The sequence below is a fragment of the Caballeronia pedi genome, assembly GCF_001544915.2.
Taxonomy (GTDB): Bacteria; Pseudomonadota; Gammaproteobacteria; order Burkholderiales; family Burkholderiaceae; genus Caballeronia; species Caballeronia pedi.
In genome coordinates this window covers 1-15,412 of record NZ_FCOE02000076.1, presented here as the reverse complement: position 1 = coordinate 15,412, position 15,412 = coordinate 1, and the positions used below count along the sequence as shown (strand labels likewise).

At 60.6% G+C, this 15,412-nt stretch carries 13 protein-coding genes and 1 pseudogene; 3 read left to right on the top strand and 11 right to left on the bottom strand.

Annotated elements, in window-relative coordinates:
- A pseudogene (locus tag AWB80_RS45205) lies at positions 1–179 on the bottom strand (IS30 family transposase); the annotation flags it as partial.
- Positions 180–747: 568 nt separating this feature from the next.
- Between AWB80_RS45205 and AWB80_RS41760 the strand changes: the two are divergent.
- The gene (locus tag AWB80_RS41760; RefSeq protein ID WP_143328273.1) at positions 748–2,079 is read left to right on the top strand and encodes a hypothetical protein; all 1,332 of its coding nucleotides are present in this window, start codon (positions 748–750) and stop codon (positions 2,077–2,079) included.
- A gap of 941 nt (positions 2,080–3,020) precedes the next feature.
- On the opposite strand, the gene AWB80_RS41755 is transcribed toward AWB80_RS41760, so the two are convergent.
- The 8 genes from AWB80_RS41755 to AWB80_RS41720 form a co-directional block, all read right to left on the bottom strand.
- The gene (locus AWB80_RS41755) at positions 3,021–5,747 is read right to left on the bottom strand and encodes a DUF927 domain-containing protein (RefSeq protein WP_061180453.1); all 2,727 of its coding nucleotides are present in this window, start codon (positions 5,745–5,747) and stop codon (positions 3,021–3,023) included.
- Positions 5,744–6,079, bottom strand: a complete 336-nt coding sequence (locus AWB80_RS41750) for a hypothetical protein (RefSeq protein WP_061180452.1) — start codon at positions 6,077–6,079, stop codon at positions 5,744–5,746. The genes AWB80_RS41755 and AWB80_RS41750 overlap by 4 nt, the downstream gene beginning before the upstream one ends.
- Positions 6,076–6,306, bottom strand: a complete 231-nt coding sequence (locus AWB80_RS41745; RefSeq protein ID WP_061180451.1) for a transcriptional coactivator p15/PC4 family protein — start codon at positions 6,304–6,306, stop codon at positions 6,076–6,078. The genes AWB80_RS41750 and AWB80_RS41745 overlap by 4 nt, the downstream gene beginning before the upstream one ends.
- Complete coding sequence (locus AWB80_RS41740) at positions 6,303–6,725, bottom strand: hypothetical protein (protein WP_143328272.1); 423 nt, start codon at positions 6,723–6,725, stop codon at positions 6,303–6,305. The genes AWB80_RS41745 and AWB80_RS41740 overlap by 4 nt, the downstream gene beginning before the upstream one ends.
- Positions 6,718–6,897, bottom strand: a complete 180-nt coding sequence (locus tag AWB80_RS41735; protein ID WP_087132078.1) for a hypothetical protein — start codon at positions 6,895–6,897, stop codon at positions 6,718–6,720. The genes AWB80_RS41740 and AWB80_RS41735 overlap by 8 nt, the downstream gene beginning before the upstream one ends.
- Positions 6,898–7,289: 392 nt before the next feature.
- Complete coding sequence (locus AWB80_RS41730) at positions 7,290–7,502, bottom strand: helix-turn-helix domain-containing protein (RefSeq protein WP_096032003.1); 213 nt, start codon at positions 7,500–7,502, stop codon at positions 7,290–7,292.
- A 166-nt stretch (positions 7,503–7,668) separates the two neighbouring features.
- The gene (locus AWB80_RS41725) at positions 7,669–8,823 is read right to left on the bottom strand and encodes a hypothetical protein (protein ID WP_160147531.1); all 1,155 of its coding nucleotides are present in this window, start codon (positions 8,821–8,823) and stop codon (positions 7,669–7,671) included.
- A 126-nt stretch (positions 8,824–8,949) separates the two neighbouring features.
- Positions 8,950–10,317 (bottom strand): tyrosine-type recombinase/integrase, encoded by a 1,368-nt coding sequence (locus AWB80_RS41720; protein WP_061180446.1) that lies wholly within the window; start codon positions 10,315–10,317, stop codon positions 8,950–8,952.
- Positions 10,318–11,660: 1,343 nt separating this feature from the next.
- On the opposite strand from AWB80_RS41720, the gene AWB80_RS41710 reads away from it, so the two are divergent.
- On the top strand, positions 11,661–12,116 hold the full coding sequence (locus AWB80_RS41710) for a response regulator (RefSeq protein WP_061180444.1): 456 nt from the start codon (positions 11,661–11,663) through the stop codon (positions 12,114–12,116).
- Here AWB80_RS41710 and AWB80_RS41705 read toward each other — a convergent pair.
- Both AWB80_RS41705 and AWB80_RS41700 read right to left on the bottom strand, forming a co-directional pair.
- On the bottom strand, positions 12,016–13,320 hold the full coding sequence (locus AWB80_RS41705) for a cyanate transporter (RefSeq protein ID WP_061180443.1): 1,305 nt from the start codon (positions 13,318–13,320) through the stop codon (positions 12,016–12,018). The genes AWB80_RS41710 and AWB80_RS41705 overlap by 101 nt on opposite strands.
- Entirely contained in the window at positions 13,317–14,507 is a 1,191-nt protein-coding gene (locus AWB80_RS41700; protein ID WP_061180442.1) for an amidohydrolase family protein, read from the bottom strand. The genes AWB80_RS41705 and AWB80_RS41700 overlap by 4 nt, the downstream gene beginning before the upstream one ends.
- 150 nt (positions 14,508–14,657) lie before the next feature.
- On the opposite strand from AWB80_RS41700, the gene AWB80_RS41695 reads away from it, so the two are divergent.
- Positions 14,658–15,371 carry a GntR family transcriptional regulator gene (locus AWB80_RS41695; RefSeq protein ID WP_061180455.1) on the top strand — a complete coding sequence of 238 codons (714 nt, stop codon included), beginning with the start codon at positions 14,658–14,660 and terminating at the stop codon, positions 15,369–15,371.
- Positions 15,372–15,412: the final 41 nt, after the last annotated feature.

Here is a 15,412-nt window from a genome sequence, read left to right as displayed (position 1 = left end):
CTCGATCGTCGCCGCGGCGCAGACTGGATTCCTCCAGTTTGCGCCAGAATTCCTTCTACCGACGAATGATTGCGATTAAAAAGCTCGGCGATGTGCTGCAGCGACTCACCAGCACGCCAGCGCTCCCACATCAACGCCTTCTGACTCTCGCTGTAATAGATCCGCATTCTGTACTTCATCTGCAACACTCCCGCTGCTCATGCAGCCATCATTGTGTTGCATCGATCGGTTGAATCCGCCTTTTGCAAGCAGTCGATCGGTCGGATGTTGCGATGTTATATTCGACCACGGCAGAAGGGCTCTTTCGTTCTTTGGATCACCCTATCTCCGCCAGAACAGAATGGCCGTCGATTCGTAAAAGGATCAGCGGCTTTTTGCTTTATGACCTCTAGCAGTTTTCTACAGCAGTCAGGCGCGACGATGAAAAGCTTGTGGAAGCACCCCTGATGGTAGGGCTCGTTTATCCGTCACTCGTTCTCGGAGTACCGGTCGTCGCGTCGTTTTTCGTGTCGTCCCTTGCGCAGCTCGCCAGTTTTTCACTGCTTCCTATCACTTCTCGTTCCGGCAAAAATTTCCTGTCAGTTCGCCAGCGCGCATAACGTATTTCATTAAGAGTTGGCGCCCGTAGGTGCCGAGGGCTATAAATCAGCATCCGATATTACTGCTGAACCAGCTCGAAATATCCAGACGATTGAGGCTCTGCCCAAAGCCGCGCGAGCGTCCGATTCCGGTGAGAAGGAGGTCGTTATGTCTTCAGAAGAGCACCACAATCCGTGGATCATAGCCGTAGTGGGCCTCGTATTGGCGGTTGTAACTCTGCTGCTCGAGGTTGCTCCGCCATGGCTCGGCTATTTTCCTCGTGACGAACGCGAGCCGCCGACCTATTTATGGCATTTTCTGCTCGGCTTTATCGCGTTGGCGATATTCTTCTTTTCTCTGATGTGGGAACAAAGTGGGAGAATGAAAAGTCATTTCAAATATTTCAACGCTGCCTTCTTGGATCTCAAAGATAACGAGAACGCGATTGCATGGGTTGGTCCGGCTTCTGAACTATTGAAGAACCATTTTGACGACCTGATGCGTTTGGCAGAAGACGCGAAGGTGGTAAAAAACACGCTAGTCTTTTACACGAATCGCGAGGCACCTGCGACCGAGTCGAGGGGATGGCTGACCGACGGAGACGGAACGCGAAGATTCGACTTGATTGAAAAAGTCGTGTCAAGGAAGCGTAAATGGTTGGACATTCAGTCCGAGCGGGGCATTGGCGTTATGAACGATATGATTGAGAAATGCTGGGAAAAACATAGTGCCTTCTATGTGCCAAATGTCACTGCGGCAACCTATCCGATTGTCAACATGATTCTTTTCAGAGGGGGAGTTGAGGATGAAGTCTGGTTTGGATTCGGCCTGTTCGATAATTACGATGGGCCCGTGTTCAGGACCGTGAATCCTAAGGTATGTGAATACTTTGAGAAATATTTCGATACGATCGAGAAGGATAGTCGGCGCTGGGAGGCAGTCCGACGCCAACACGTTGAGGGCGCTTGGATTAGCGTAGCCTATAAGGGCGACGGCCAGATCCAAGACTTAGCAACCTTGAACATAACTCTGCAGGGCCGCGCTTTATTCGTCAAGGCCCAGATTTTCGAGCCTTATGAAAATTCATTTGCGTTCGTTCGGGCGTTTCGCTCTACTTCGTCCAATTTTCAGGTGCTGAATGACAGAGCAGTTCTCGATTTTACCTTGGTTGGGGACGCAGAAGGAGTTGAGGGGAAGAAAGGAGGCGGTGTCTACAATTTTCCGAACCTTGACAATCTGAATTTCTTTGAAGGGCACGTTTTTTCCCAAGACGCGCAGACGAGGAAGGTATCGGGTCACAAATTGGCGGCCGAGCGAGAGAAGGTAGTGCAGGATCGCTCGATCACTCCGATAAGGGAGTTGCTCGAACAACTGGTTTTAAACGGAGTACTCCGTATATCAGCGTCTCCGTTCGGTGAGAGTCCTTTCAGCGAGGGCGCTGATTTCCCGCGCGGCAAGGCAAGGCCCATTCCGCTCGGGCCAAGCGGAGGTGCGCCTTAACGTTTGACCAGCCTTACTTAACTTGGCTGGCGGGCTAGGCTTGAGAGGGCGCGCCACCCAAGCGCATACGTAGACTATGCGCTGCGTAAGGACGGCTCAAGCCGGTCGGTGATATATTGCATTTCGCAGCGAAGGTTAGAGAGTCACTCGCCCGTTGCCGATACGGGTCGACGCGCTGACGCGCGTAGGCTGCAAGAACGTGTCGTAGGCGGGCATCGAGACCGCGCTCGACGTACTGGCGGACGAGCAAGCGTTCGACTCGTGGAAAGACACCATGCTGGCGCTGCCCCACATTGGGACGACATGCCACGTCTGGACACCGTGTTCGAAACTGTTTGCGGAGCGCCTACATCGGTTGCGCTCAAGCTCACGGGTCAGCTGTTCTTTGCCGGCCTCGTATATTCAAGTCGGGGCGTGGCTCTCAGCGTTACACCAATTTGGTATTACACCACCGGTGTAACACGGCCACGCGTCAGCATCAGTTTCGGCGTAACGCTGTTACTCCACTGCTTGGTCTAAGTAACGCTGAAAGTAGTACGGGTTCATGCATTCGCCGCATGCGTTTAATCTGCTACGCCAGAAGCACCTTCACCTCCATGATGAGCGCCGGCGTTACAAACTAGCCCGCATCCGAGATATTTAGATCGTCGTTCCGGTGCTCGCCACTGTTCTCCAAATACTGTTAGAAGTTGCTCTATAAAAGGGTTACACGGGTTACATGGGTTACGTACGTCTAGGTGGTTGATTTAAATAAGATATTTTCGTTACCCATTTTGTAGCCCGGACGTCGTGTAACCCCAGTTTTGGGTTACACCGCTCAGACTGTAACCCGTCCAAATCGCGATGGGTTACGTTTTTCTCGGAGAGGGTTACGCCGAAACCCTTGTGCAGCAAGGCTTCTCGTCTGTGTAACCCGTGTAACCCACGTAACCCGTGATTTTTCAGGTGGGCAACGGATATTTCCACATTTCGGACGTGAAAACGTAGACCTTCGTGGGACCTTTATCAGGAATGCGCTCGGCTCGGACAGAGCGACCGTCGGCAGACGGGCGGATCCAGCCGGCGCAAACGAGTGTTTTGGCCACGGAACGCGCATCGAATCCGTTACAGACTTCGCGTTTGAAGATCTCTGGAAAGACCAAATATTCCACGCCCGCATCGCCTTTGCGACGGAAACCCGCGCGATTGATAGTCGGCCGTTCCGACACATCGTTGAAGTCGGTGAACCGCGACTCTTCGTGGGCCTCGAAGAACGCCTTCACGTGTGAGAGTATGGCGCCTTGTTCGTGATTGCCTGCGCAGCCTCGGTTCTCCAACCATGCTCGGAAACACGTCGCCGACGCCTCGAGTGCCTCACCGGGTTGCCAACCGGTAATTCCCTGATCGGTCGCATATTCGCCAGCCAGGCCAATGAGTGCAAGCCGCTGACAGACGCGATGCGCTTGGCCATTGGCGTCAGCCGGCAGCTGTTGGGCGAGCAACTTTGCCGTCTCCTGACGCAGGTATTGTTCGATCACATCCGGCTCCCTCGCGATCGCATTGAGCGTTTCGATTGCCGCCACTCCGTAGCTGCGCGCGCAGCCTTCATTGATCAACGCCGAGAGCTGCGCGCCGCCGGATTGCCCATGCAGCGATTCGAAGAGACCGAAGCCCTGAGTTGCATCGGCCGGAATCTCGACCAACCGCACCTCCTGACCCGCCTTGGCCTTCTTTCCGCCGGCCTGCATGTGCTGCGCAAGCCCGATTTCACCGGCCGACAGGAACAGCAGCCGCCATGATTGCCGTGCGCGCGCCGAGCCGGTTCGCCCCGCGCGTGCCTTTCCCGTACCGTTTGCCAGCATGTAGGCGATCTCGCCGGCCTCGCGTGGATCCACCTGCGCCAACTCGTCGAGCACAAGGAGAGTGTCGTTGTGAAGCGCTGCCAGGCCCTCGAGCCCATTCGACGTCGCGCGCCACCGCTGCATATAGTCAGGTCCACCGTACACACTGCAAGCGGCACGGAGCGCGGTCGTCTTACCCGTCGACGAGTCGCCAACGAGGTTCAGACCGCCCGACTCCTGACCCGAGTACGCCAGCATCATCCCGGCGAACGCGGTCGACACGGCAACGAGCATCCGAGAATTACCCGAGCAGTATGCTGCGACGTCGCGCTTCCATTCCTCCAGAGTGCCGGCTTGCGAATATGTGCGCATCACGACTTCCGACTGGAATATCACGCGCTCGTCTGATTTGCCGATGGTCCGGTCTGGGAACACGAAAGCGCCGTTGTGCCAGCCGGTGCGGGTCACGCATTGCCCGCGCGCTTTCGGCTTGGCCGTCGTCACGTATTCCGTCAGCTTGTTACGCGCGCGGAAACTAGGGGAGATGTCCAACCCCAGCCGAGCGAGCTCGCCGCGCATGTCCGCACCGTCCGAACGCAACATCTCCATCGGCATGGCCCAAGAGTGCGGCTGATGGTCTGCGTCCTTCCATTCGAGCAGACGGCCCCAATTCTCTGACGCGCGATCACGCACGAGCGCACTCACGCGGAGCGGCGAGCAGATCCAGTGCGGCGTGTCGTCGTCGTCTGTGTAGAACACGCCTTCCTTGCTTATGGAGAAGCCGCGCGGCACGCAGCCCTTATCCGGCTGATCTCCGCCATCGGGCTTTGCGGCCTTTGCAATCTGCACGGCGACAGCGGTCGCGCCGAAACGAGTGTGCATGTCGTTGAAGTCGGTCTCGTCCTCACTGCTTTTGTCGCCGAATTCGGGCAAAGCGACCGTGCCATTGACGGCTCGCGCCGCTTGGACCGCCTTTTGTTGCCCGTTTCCGAGGTCAGCGAGGACCGTGATTTCGGCATTTGCATAGCTGGCCCGCATCGCCTGAGCAATCTTCAAGAGGTTGCCCGCCGAGAGCGCGGCCACCGTAGCGTGGCCCGTGCACAGATGAGCTGACAGCGCCGTAGCAACGCCTTCGGCGATGAGAATGCGATCGCAGTCTTGCGGGATGGCAGACACAAACCAGCCGCCGCCAGCCTTTGCCCCGCCTACCAGCGCCGATTTCCGCCCCTGCGCATCGATCATCTCCACGGTTGTGACTGCACCGTCAATCATCACCGGCGCGATGAGAATCCGTCCCTCGAGTTGCGCGCCGCCGGATTGCGGGTGGTAGCCGATCAGCGTCCGGAGCTTTTGAACGTCGAGCTCACGAAGGGTGCCCACCGCTGTGACACCCTTGCGCAACAGATAAGGATGGTCGTCACGCGCCAGGCAAGACTTTTCGATGATGGCGAGCGCGAGGCTCGCCGCATGTTTGCGGTCCTTCGCTCGTTGCTGCTCCTCCCCCTGCGCCCGGGCGTCGCGCTCTGCCCGGCGGCGTTCGACTTCCACCGGATCAACGACGATTGCAGCCTTCGCGCGCGGGTTGTAGCCGTACCTCTTGGCGATCGCAAACAAGGTGGCGATGGTGATGCCGCCATCGGGGCGGATCGAGCGCCACGTGTCGCGAGCATCGGCGGCAACGTAGTTCGGGCTTCCCTGACTCCATCGATCGAACGTTTCGAAGCCAGCGTCGCCTTCCTCATGCTTCAAAGAGGCAGCGACGCGAAACCACACGTCGCGATCGACGTCCGGCGGGATGAACGAAAGTGCTTCGAGGATTCGCTGGTGATTGTCGAAGACGGTGCTCATTGCTTACCTCCCGCGATCACACCTGCGTGCGCAACCACGCGGGCGAAGGCGAAGTTGTCGCCGATCGACGCCGTCGCTTGCCCCGCCAGCTTGCCCACGCGCGGCGAGGGATCGGCCTTAGCCATGAGCGTTTCAAGCAGATCTGCGCGGCGAAAGCCGTTCTGCGCAGCTGCGGTGAAGACGATATCGAGTACGCGGCGTGCGAACTGGCGCACGTCGTCGTCGACATTCTTTGCGTGAAACACAAGGAAGCCGCACATGAGAACGCATTCCGTAGGGCTCGCGTATTTGCCCTCGGCGATGGGAATGCCTAGTTTGTAGTTTTCTTTCATCGCGCCTCCTTCGACGCCAGCGTCAGGCCTTGAATAACCTGTGGCAGCAACTCCGGGCGCACCATCAGCCCTTTCTGCGTTGGCACGAACTCACTCGCGGCATTAACCACCAAAAGGCGGACGTCAACGTACTCGCGGCCCTTATACCAGCGATGCGAGATGCGGATTCTCTGCGTGGCACTCTTCTGGATGTCGAGCACGACTCGCTCATTATTGATCACGTTCATACGTCCTCCTGTGAGGAGTACTCACCGCTACGGATACACCGAGAGCGCTCGACTTTGAGACGATCAATCAACCGTTGCCGGAGGACCGACTCGGCTTCGGACGAGGTCTCAACGATCTGTCCGATCAGTTCTATCTCGCTCGCGAGCAGGTGCAGATGCAGTGGCTGATCGTCTCCTTGTAATGCGCCGGATCGAGCACCCTTGAGGTCGAGATTTCGATCGTTTGCGATAAGGCATCCGATCGCGGACGTGGTTACAGCCAAGGATGACGCGGCATCAACTGCGACGCATGAGCAGTCGGCAATAAATTGCAGCTCGCTGTCTGAGGCGTGCGCCATGTCAAAGCGCTCTGCGAAAAACGCGAGCAAGCCAGCTGCCGACGGTGTTTGATGGATAACGTCGCGTGTTGTGTTAGTCATGGCGCACCTCCGCACGGGCAAGTTCAGCGAGGTGGAGAAGCGCGTCGGCGCAGCAGTCGAGTGCATCGTTCGCGTTGGGCGCGAGAGTGGCGTCGCGCAAGGCGCGGTTGATGATTCGGATTTGAAGCGGGGGATAGGTCTGCTCGGGACGAGCGGGGATAGCGGGACGCATGCGAACGGCTCCATATGTCAGGTTCAACGAACCCGGCCCCGCTTCTAAACGGGGTGGCCGGGCACAAGGCAGGGTTAGAAGGCCGGTGACATAGGAAACCGGTGAGCGCGAACGCTCCCCCGCCAAGGCCCGACCATTGAAGGCGAACGCAAGGCAGCGGACGAAAAAAAACCGCCGGTCGGCGGTTGTCCGCCTATGTCTGATCGGGCTTCTAACCCCGAGCGAGAGGTGTCTCCTCCCACGATTCAAAGGATAGACGACTGATTCCGACTTCGTCAAGCGAGGCTCAATTTCGTACTTGTCAGATAGTGCTCTCGTGAGTTCCGATCTACGATGAGCACTCTCATGGATGTATTTCGGGCTGGCCATTGCGCCGGCCCTTTTTTTGCCCTTCATGACCGATCTCCTTCGACGAGCAGCGCTTGGAGATCCTTCACGCGCCATGCGAGGCGGCCGTTGATACGAATGGGGCGGATCGGGCCGTTCTCGAGGCACGCCCACTTACGCAGGGTCTGCGGCTTCCGATTGAGTAATGCGGCAGCCTCATCCGTCGGCAAGATCTCGGGCAACCCGGGGCTCCGCAACGGCGAGTGAACCATATGCATCTGAAACCTCATCTGTCGTAGGAACAGACTCCATTTCAGAATAGGGCTATACGCCGGTCTAGCTATCAATGCACAACGCGCAATGCCTTATCTGACGGGATTCGGCGTAGGATTTTGAATCCGCGTAGTGAATCGGCGTAGGGTTGAATCGGCGCGCCGATTCAAGTTAGGGACGTCGCCGGCCATTTTTGCTTCGGCCGCCAGTCAGTCCAGCTGGGATTGCCTTTGCGACCGTCGAAGCGCTCAACTGTCGGCGCTCCCCATGCCAGCCGTTTGTTTGCATCTCTGTTGCAATGATGGTCGCAAGAGTTGTGCAGTCGGAAGCACGGCCAGCGTCGTACAGCTCGCGGGCACGGAGTTTAATGTAGGCGTCGACCGATGCCTTCGAGTTGCGGCCGATTCTCAGGCCAGCGTTATCGCGTGAGCTGTTCGTCACGAGACCAATCGCGTCGCCTTGTCGCGACTGGCGGGCAATGGAGAGGGTAGCCGGGCGCATTGGCGGTGGTTCTGCCATTGCGTAGCCGCCTTCTGCTTTATCAGCATTACCATCTGTCACGTTCGGAAGGAGACGACCGTGTGCTCTCGCTAGCGACCGTAAGCGGTTCAGGTCGGAAGCCGCCGCGGCGCGCTCCTCCTCCGTCTCTGCACTGTTCGCGTCGTTCTGAAGTACTGCATGGTACTTGAGCTCACGCTGCCACATCTCGTCGTCTGCCATTTGCAATAGGCGCGTCACTTCACTCGGCTCCGCTATTCCAGCAAGAGCGGACCATTCATCGAACTCGACCAGGCGGATTGCAACGCCCGAGTGCGGTAGGTGGTCGAGCAAAGGGCATCCCCGAAGTACCTTGGCGGCGTCGTGGAACTCACCTGAACGCATGGCTTCGCTGCACCGTATGGCGGATATGAAACCCCGAGCTGGCTCGACGGCGCGCGCAGGTAACGCTTGCAGGGGAATCCCGGTAGATGCACTACGCACAATAAGCGCCCTGGCACCGACAGCTTCCGCAACGATGGCGTTTAGACCTTCTACTGCTTCGAGATAGCGCGCAAGCCGCTCGCGATGCGGAAGGAACGATGAGCCGCTCTGGGGGTGCATCGAAGGGTGGCCTTTTGGGCTGATGGCCTGCATGGCAAGGAAGTGAATAGGTCGGCGCAACGTAGTGAGGTGCGCGCGTGGATAAGGTTCACTCTCGCAGCAAAGAAATTCGCTCAAAGATTTGAGGCGAGCTTCACATAAACGCTCCATATTTCGTGCAAGGCGTTCGATCTCTTTCGCAACATATGTCGCGTAGTCTTCCTCAGCGTGCGGGTCGGACATCATGCGCTCCTTCAAGCGCCCTTCAATTAGATGCCCCCGCCGGCCGGTGAAGGAGTCCGGCTTTTCGCCCGCTAAGACTAGGCGGGAGCAAACTATTGCAGCACGCGCGAGGCGCGCCGCCTTGTGCCGTTATCCCACTGCACTCATGGCCGGAGGGGCGGAAGCAGCGACAAACTCGATGCCAGCCTGCTCCAACATCCAAGCTTCGATCTTGTCGTGCCAAAGCCGCAGGAGATCGATCGGCCGGCGCCGGTAGTGCTTCTCCGCGAGTGCGCTGGGCTTGTGACCCTGGATCTGAGCCACGACGCCCACAGGGCATTCGACCCATTCCGCTAATGTGCCGAACGAGCGACGCAGGCCATGCAGACTCGTGTGTGGCAATCCGGCGGCCAGTTGCGCCTTATCGTGTGCAATTCGCGGCTCGGCGAGCTTGCCATCGGCGGCGCGTGTGCTGGAGAAGACCCAAGCCGAAGGCTTCCAAGGTTTGCCGGCGGTCTCTAGCCGCGCCAGCATCCGCGTATTGGGGGGCGTTTCGTTGAGGCGCTTCAACTCGAGCAGCAAACTTGCGAGATAGGGAGTAAGAGGAATGAACCGCCCCGTCTCTGTTTCGACCTTATCGCGAACGTGGAGGCTGCGCCATCGAAAATCTACGTCATTCCAAGTGAGCCCTGCTAGTTCTTCGCGCCGAGCCCCTGTGATTAACAGACCTTGAAGATACGCGCTGATTATCGGATTGCCGATCTGCCGCACGGATTCGAACCATATTTCGAGTTGCTCGCGCTGGAGGCAGTCGCTTTTTGCCTTCGGGCGCGGTACTGAGTCTCGAACGGTGCGTGCGGTGTATGCGTCGGTTGGTACAAGCCCGCGATATTCGGGGCGCTCGCTGCACCAGCGAATGAATGCGCGCAGCTTCCGATAAGACTGCTCGGCATTGGTCGGACGGCTCTGAGCCTCTACCTGGAGCCATGCAGCAACCCGATCAGCCGTAAGTTCCGAAAGTTTCATTTGCATAAGCGAAGCGAGGGGGCCTGCGGTGGTCAATCCGGAACCACGCTTCTTTTCTTTGCCTCCCTCGCGAGATAGTCGTACGTGATCGTCGTAATGACGCTCACTCCACTTATGGGAGTGGGCAACTAAGTAGTCTTTCCATGCGTCGTCAACGGTGACATCTTTTCGACGCGCTTCCAGCCGTCGGGCCGAAACGGCTGCCAGCTGTTCGGCGCGTTCTTCCCGTGGATCTTTGCCGCTGTCAGCCAGTCGCGTCAGCCGTCGTGCTTCATCCCGAGCCTCATCAATGCTCCAATCTTTTGCCGCACCGATGGAGACTCGAATTGTCGCGCCGTCGAGCTTGCCTTGCCAGATATACGTGCGTGCCCCAGCTGGGGTAGCACGCAGGCCTAAGCCGGTGGCCCCCGTGTCCCAAATGAATGCTTGCGACTTAGTCCCAGTACAGCTATGCCCGTTGACACGTCCCGCCGTAAAATTGATCTTCGCCAACGCGCCGTTTCCTTGAAAACCGGGTTACACGGATTTCATGTAACCACCATGTAACCCGATTTTAGGAAAAACATGGAATTCTGGTCAACGCGGCTGGTTCGTCTAAAATGCCGGAAAGCCAATACGGGCGGGTGTTTACGGCGAATTTAGGAATCTCCGTCAACACCGAGAAATGGGGTCTCTGCAGGCCTTCTAAGCCGTAGGTCACACGTTCGAGTCGTGTAGGGCGGGCCAGTGAAATCAGATACTTAGCCCAGTTCTTGCGACTGGGCTTTTTGCTTTTTGAGCTTGGTGTAGACAAATTCGAGGAATGTCAGGTGGCCTCAGCGGTTTTGGTTAAGCCGTGCTTTGCGCGACAGAGACAAACTTTGACATTGCCGTAGATTCGGCGGCGCGGAGTCATGCCGTATTCTGTGAAGTCCGGCGCGTGGTTGCGCTGGGACAGGCTTGGCAGCCTGGTGACCAGATGTAACGACCCGTGAGCCCACGCAACGTGGGCTTACGTTAGCTGCGCTCTGAGAAGAAGTGCAGCTAGAGATCGCGTGCGCCCTCGGACCAAGGAAGCACGTTGCTTTGTCGCGCCTATGGGCGGGACGTGGCAGGGAACCCGAAAGGGTTGCCGGTATGGTCGTATTGGTCCCGGTCTGCCAACCTTGTCACTGTTCCCGCCCGCCCCTTCGTCCGAAGGGCGCGGCTCCGGGCTTCGTACAGGAGCGAGCATGGGTAAAAGAAAAATTCTTACCGCAACCGGCGCTGTTAGCATCGACCACCGAATCGGCCAGATAGCTGCCAGCATCAAGCGAGCGCAAGAGACGGTCACGCATCAAAGGCAATCACTCTGCGACGAACAAGCGATGCGGCTAGAACGCGTTGACGCTGCCTTGTGCCTTGTGCCTTGCACTTGCGAGTGCGAAGTTGTCGATGGAGTTTTTCAAGGAGGCGCGTCCCTCGTTGCGCCCGATGGACGCCACCGAACAGCACGTGATCGAAGAACTTATCGATAGCGGCGTAGCGCCAAAGACTCACCAGCAGTTGCAAGGAAGCTAAGCCTGCGTCCGCGCCGTCGCGTCAGCCGCTTAGGGCGGGCAAGATGCCCGCGTCGAGCCCAGTCTTTGCGACTGGGCTTTTTGCTTTACTGGCCCACTTGGCCCACTTCCTGCCCCTCTCCCACCCGCGTGCGCGCCCGATCTCCCGCAGTCCGGCGCCCCGCAACGCATCGGCAAAATTAACCATCTCGTACAAGCAAGCGCGCCGCCCACCCGCAGTGCGCCGATGCATCACCGTGGCGCGTGGTGCGCCACAACGGTGACGGCAATAGGCCGAATCGACTCAAGAGGGATGATTTGAACAATCGAGCATACGAAACCAGCCCGGCGCAATGCTCGCTATGGAACCGCAAGCAATCGCGCCTGCCTCCGGAATCGCGGCGCGTGCTGCTCGCGCTGTCGGAGCGAGTGCTCGGCGCATCGCTCGCGTCGCTGTTCGAGCTGAAGGGCTTTCCGGCGCAACTCGCGCTCGACGCGTCATCGGTCAGAGTCATCGTCGAGGAATGGCGTCCGCATGTGCTCTTTCTCGACACGCGCATCGGCGGTTGCGGGAACTACGCGCTGGTTCGCGCGTTACGCGACGCCGACGACGACGCGCGCCGGCTCATCATCGCGATGAGCGGCTTTCTGCCGGAAGAACCGATCGCGCGCCTCAAGGAAGCGGGCTACGACGGACATTGTCGCCGCCCGTGTCCCGTGTGGCTGATGACCGATCTGCTCGATGAGTTCTTCGCATGTCATGCGGTGCGCTGAGCGCGTCGTCGCGCGGGCGCATCGCGCGCGCATAGCGGCGCGGCCCGAACACGACATTGAGCGCGATCATCGCGACGAGACTCGCGGCGAGCATCATCCACGACATCGAGAAACCGCCGTTCACATCGCGCACGACGCCTGCCGCGACCGGCGCAAGAGCCGCGATGACGAAGCCCACGCCTTGCACGAACGCGACGAGCCGCGCCGCGAGTTCGGGGTCATCGGCGTGATCGAGCGTCAGCACGAGCGTGAGCGCGAACACGCCGCCGAGCCCGCCGCCCAGCAGCGCGACCGCCGCGATGGGCGCGGAAAGCGGCGCGAACAGCAGCAGACCGAAGCCGAATAGTTGCGCGACGAGGCCGAGCGCCAGCCACGGACGCCGATCGCGGCCACGCCCGAAATGCGACGCCGCCATCGGCAAAAGCAATGCCGACGACGCCTGAAACACCGTCAGCAGCGCGAGCAGCGTGCCGCTTTCGGTCACGCCGCGGCCGAGTTGCTGGTAGTACGCGGGCATCCACGCGACGAGGCTCGTATAGCCGCCGTTGACGAGCCCGAAAAAGATCCCGAGCGTCCACGCGCGGCGATTGAGAAAGAGCGACGGCATGGGCTTCGCGTTTCGCGTCGATGAGACGCGAGGCAGCGCATCGGCACGCATCAGGAGCATCCACACCGCGAGCGCGAGCAGTGCGGGCATCGCCCAGAACGCCAGGCCCGCCTGCCACGATACGCGCGACGCGAGCGCCGGCGTGATGCTCGCGCCGAGGCCGCCGCCCGCCATGATCGATGCGGAATAGAGGCCCATCGCGAAGGGCAGGCGCGCGGCGAAGCGCGTCTTCATCACGCCGGGCAACAGCGCCTGAATGACCGCGACGCCCGTGCCCGCAATCGCCGCGCTCACGATCAGCGCAGCCGCGTTCCCGGCGAACCAGCGCCCCGCGCACGCGACGACGATCGCGACGAGCCCGATCGCGACGCCGCGCCCGTTGCCGATCGCCTTCGACAGCGCGCTCGCGCCGAACGCGCATACGCTCATCGCGACGACGGGGAGGCCGGTCAGCATCGACGCGCCGCGAAATGACAGCCCCGTCGCCGACAGGATCACGCCCATCAGCGGACTCACCGACGTCAGCAGCGGCCGCAGGTTCAGCCCGATCGCAACGATCACCGCGAGCCACGCCAGATTCGATGCGCGTGGGTTCATCGCGTGAACTCCGGCGAGACCGGTGTGCCGTTCGCCATTACGAAGCGGCGCGGCGGGCGCATCGCGACGGCCTGCGCGACCGTGTCCGCATCGACGAGCACGAGGTCCGCGCGCATGCCCGGCGCGAGGCCGTAGTCCGCGAAGCCGCAGGCGCGGGCCGCGTCGATCGACACGCAATCGAACGCGGCGGCGAGATCGTCGTCGCGGCGCAGGTCGTAGCGCATCGCGATCAGCATCGCGCGTTCGAGCATGTCGGGCGAGCCGAAGGGCGTCCACGCGTCGCGGATGCCGTCGTTGCCGCCGAACAGCGTCACGCCCGCCGCGCGCGCTTCGCGCAACGGCGGCACCGGAACCGATGCGGGCGCGGTCGTCAGAAGCGCGACGTTTGCGCGCGCGATGCGCTCGAGCAGCGCGCCGCGCCGCGCGTCGGGCAGCGCGCCGAGACAGAACGCGTGGCTCACCACGACGCGCCCCTGATAACCATGCGCCTCGACGCGATCGAGCAGCAGGTCGAACGTGAACGCGCCGAGATCGCCCGGCTCGTGCAGATGCATGTCGATGGGCTTGCCGTGCTTCGTCGCGAGCGTGAACGTGACATCGAGCGAGGCGGCCGGATCGCCGTCGATCGAGGACGGATCGAGCGCGCCGAGCACATCGGCGCCATTTGCCAGCGCGGCGTCGAGCAGCTCACGCGTGCCGGGGCGCTTCAGCACGCCCGATTGCGGAAACGCGACGATCTGCATGTCGAGCACGTCGGCGAGCGCGGCGCGCGTCTCGCAGACGCCTTCGAGATGACGCAGGCCCGCATCCGTATCGATGTCGACGTGCGTGCGCAGGCGCGTCGTGCCTTCGCGCAGGAACGCGAGCGCCAGCGCGCGCGACGCCTGCGCGGCATCGTGGCCGCTTTCTGCGCGCCAGCGCCGCTCGTTCTCGATCCGGTCGATGAGACGCGGCCCGACCGCGTTGCGATACCACGGCATGCCCCACGTGGTCTTGTCCAGGTGCGTGTGTCCTTCGACCAAACCCGGCAACAGCAGCGCGAGCGCGGCATCGACGACGGTATCGCCGGGCGCGGGCGTGCGCTCGCCATGGGGAACGATCGCGTCGATGGTCGTGCCGGTTACGCGCACATCCGCCGGCGCACCGCCGAACGGTCGTGCGTTGACGATCCAGGTCGATGGATTCATACGATGGATTCCTCCCATGGTTCATGCATTTTGGTTGACCATTCTAGCAGTGTTTGGTCAACCAAAAATACGCGTGACCTGATAGACCGAATTCGCGCCCGTGCGTGCGCTCTCGCTACAATGCGAATCTACGCAAGCACGACAGGCATCATGGCATCACGCAAGGAACCATCATCGAACGAAGCCGCGAGCGAAAGTTCGCCCGACGAGCGCGTCTACGCGGCGATCAGCTCCGCGCTATTGCACGGCAAGCTCGCGCCCGGCGCGCAGCTCGTCGAGCGCGAACTCGCCGCCGCCTTCGACTGCACGCGCGGCACGATCCGCAAGGTGCTCGCGCGGCTCGGCGCCGAAGGCAAGCTCACGCTCGAAGCCAATCGCGGCGCGTTCGTGCCGTCGCCCACGCCCGCCGACATCCGCGAGGTCTATCGCGCGCGGCAAGTGGTGGAGGCAGGCATCGTCGCGGCGCTGTGCGGCACGCTGTCGACGCAGGCGAAGCGCGCGTTGCGCGCGCACGTCAAGGCCGAGCAGCGCGCGGTGAAGGCGGGCAGCGTGGCGGATTGCGTGCGCCTCGCGGGGCATTTTCATCTGCTGCTCGCGGAACTGGCGGGCGCACGGGAAGTGCAGGCGTTTCTCGCCCAGCTCGTCGCCAAGACCGAGCTCTACAAGGCGCTGTTCGATCCGACCAAGCTGTCGAATTGCGCATCGGACGAACACGGGCGTCTCGTCGATGCATTGGAGGAGGGCGCGCTCGATATCGCGCTCACCGCGATGCGCACGCATCTCGACGAGCTGGAAGAGCGCGTGCTCGCGCAGGCGAGCGCGACGCGCACGAACGATCTGGCGACGCTCTTTGCGGGCGCCTGAGCATCGATAAAAAACGGGCCGCGGCGTGACAGCCGCGGCCC

Bases quoted from the DNA above. Each gene is read 5' to 3' on its own strand.
- AWB80_RS41760 (WP_143328273.1), top strand. From the start codon at position 748: ATGTCTTCAGAAGAGCACCACAATCCGTGGATCATAGCCGTAGTGGGC.
- AWB80_RS41755 (WP_061180453.1), bottom strand. From the start codon at position 5,747: ATGAGCACCGTCTTCGACAATCACCAGCGAATCCTCGAAGCACTTTCG.
- AWB80_RS41750 (WP_061180452.1), bottom strand. From the start codon at position 6,079: ATGAAAGAAAACTACAAACTAGGCATTCCCATCGCCGAGGGCAAATAC.
- AWB80_RS41745 (WP_061180451.1), bottom strand. From the start codon at position 6,306: ATGAACGTGATCAATAATGAGCGAGTCGTGCTCGACATCCAGAAGAGT.
- AWB80_RS41740 (WP_143328272.1), bottom strand. From the start codon at position 6,725: ATGACTAACACAACACGCGACGTTATCCATCAAACACCGTCGGCAGCT.
- AWB80_RS41735 (WP_087132078.1), bottom strand. From the start codon at position 6,897: ATGCGTCCCGCTATCCCCGCTCGTCCCGAGCAGACCTATCCCCCGCTT.
- AWB80_RS41730 (WP_096032003.1), bottom strand. From the start codon at position 7,502: ATGCATATGGTTCACTCGCCGTTGCGGAGCCCCGGGTTGCCCGAGATC.
- AWB80_RS41725 (WP_160147531.1), bottom strand. From the start codon at position 8,823: ATGATGTCCGACCCGCACGCTGAGGAAGACTACGCGACATATGTTGCG.
- AWB80_RS41705 (WP_061180443.1), bottom strand. From the start codon at position 13,320: ATGAACCCACGCGCATCGAATCTGGCGTGGCTCGCGGTGATCGTTGCG.
- AWB80_RS41700 (WP_061180442.1), bottom strand. From the start codon at position 14,507: ATGAATCCATCGACCTGGATCGTCAACGCACGACCGTTCGGCGGTGCG.
- AWB80_RS41695 (WP_061180455.1), top strand. From the start codon at position 14,658: ATGGCATCACGCAAGGAACCATCATCGAACGAAGCCGCGAGCGAAAGT.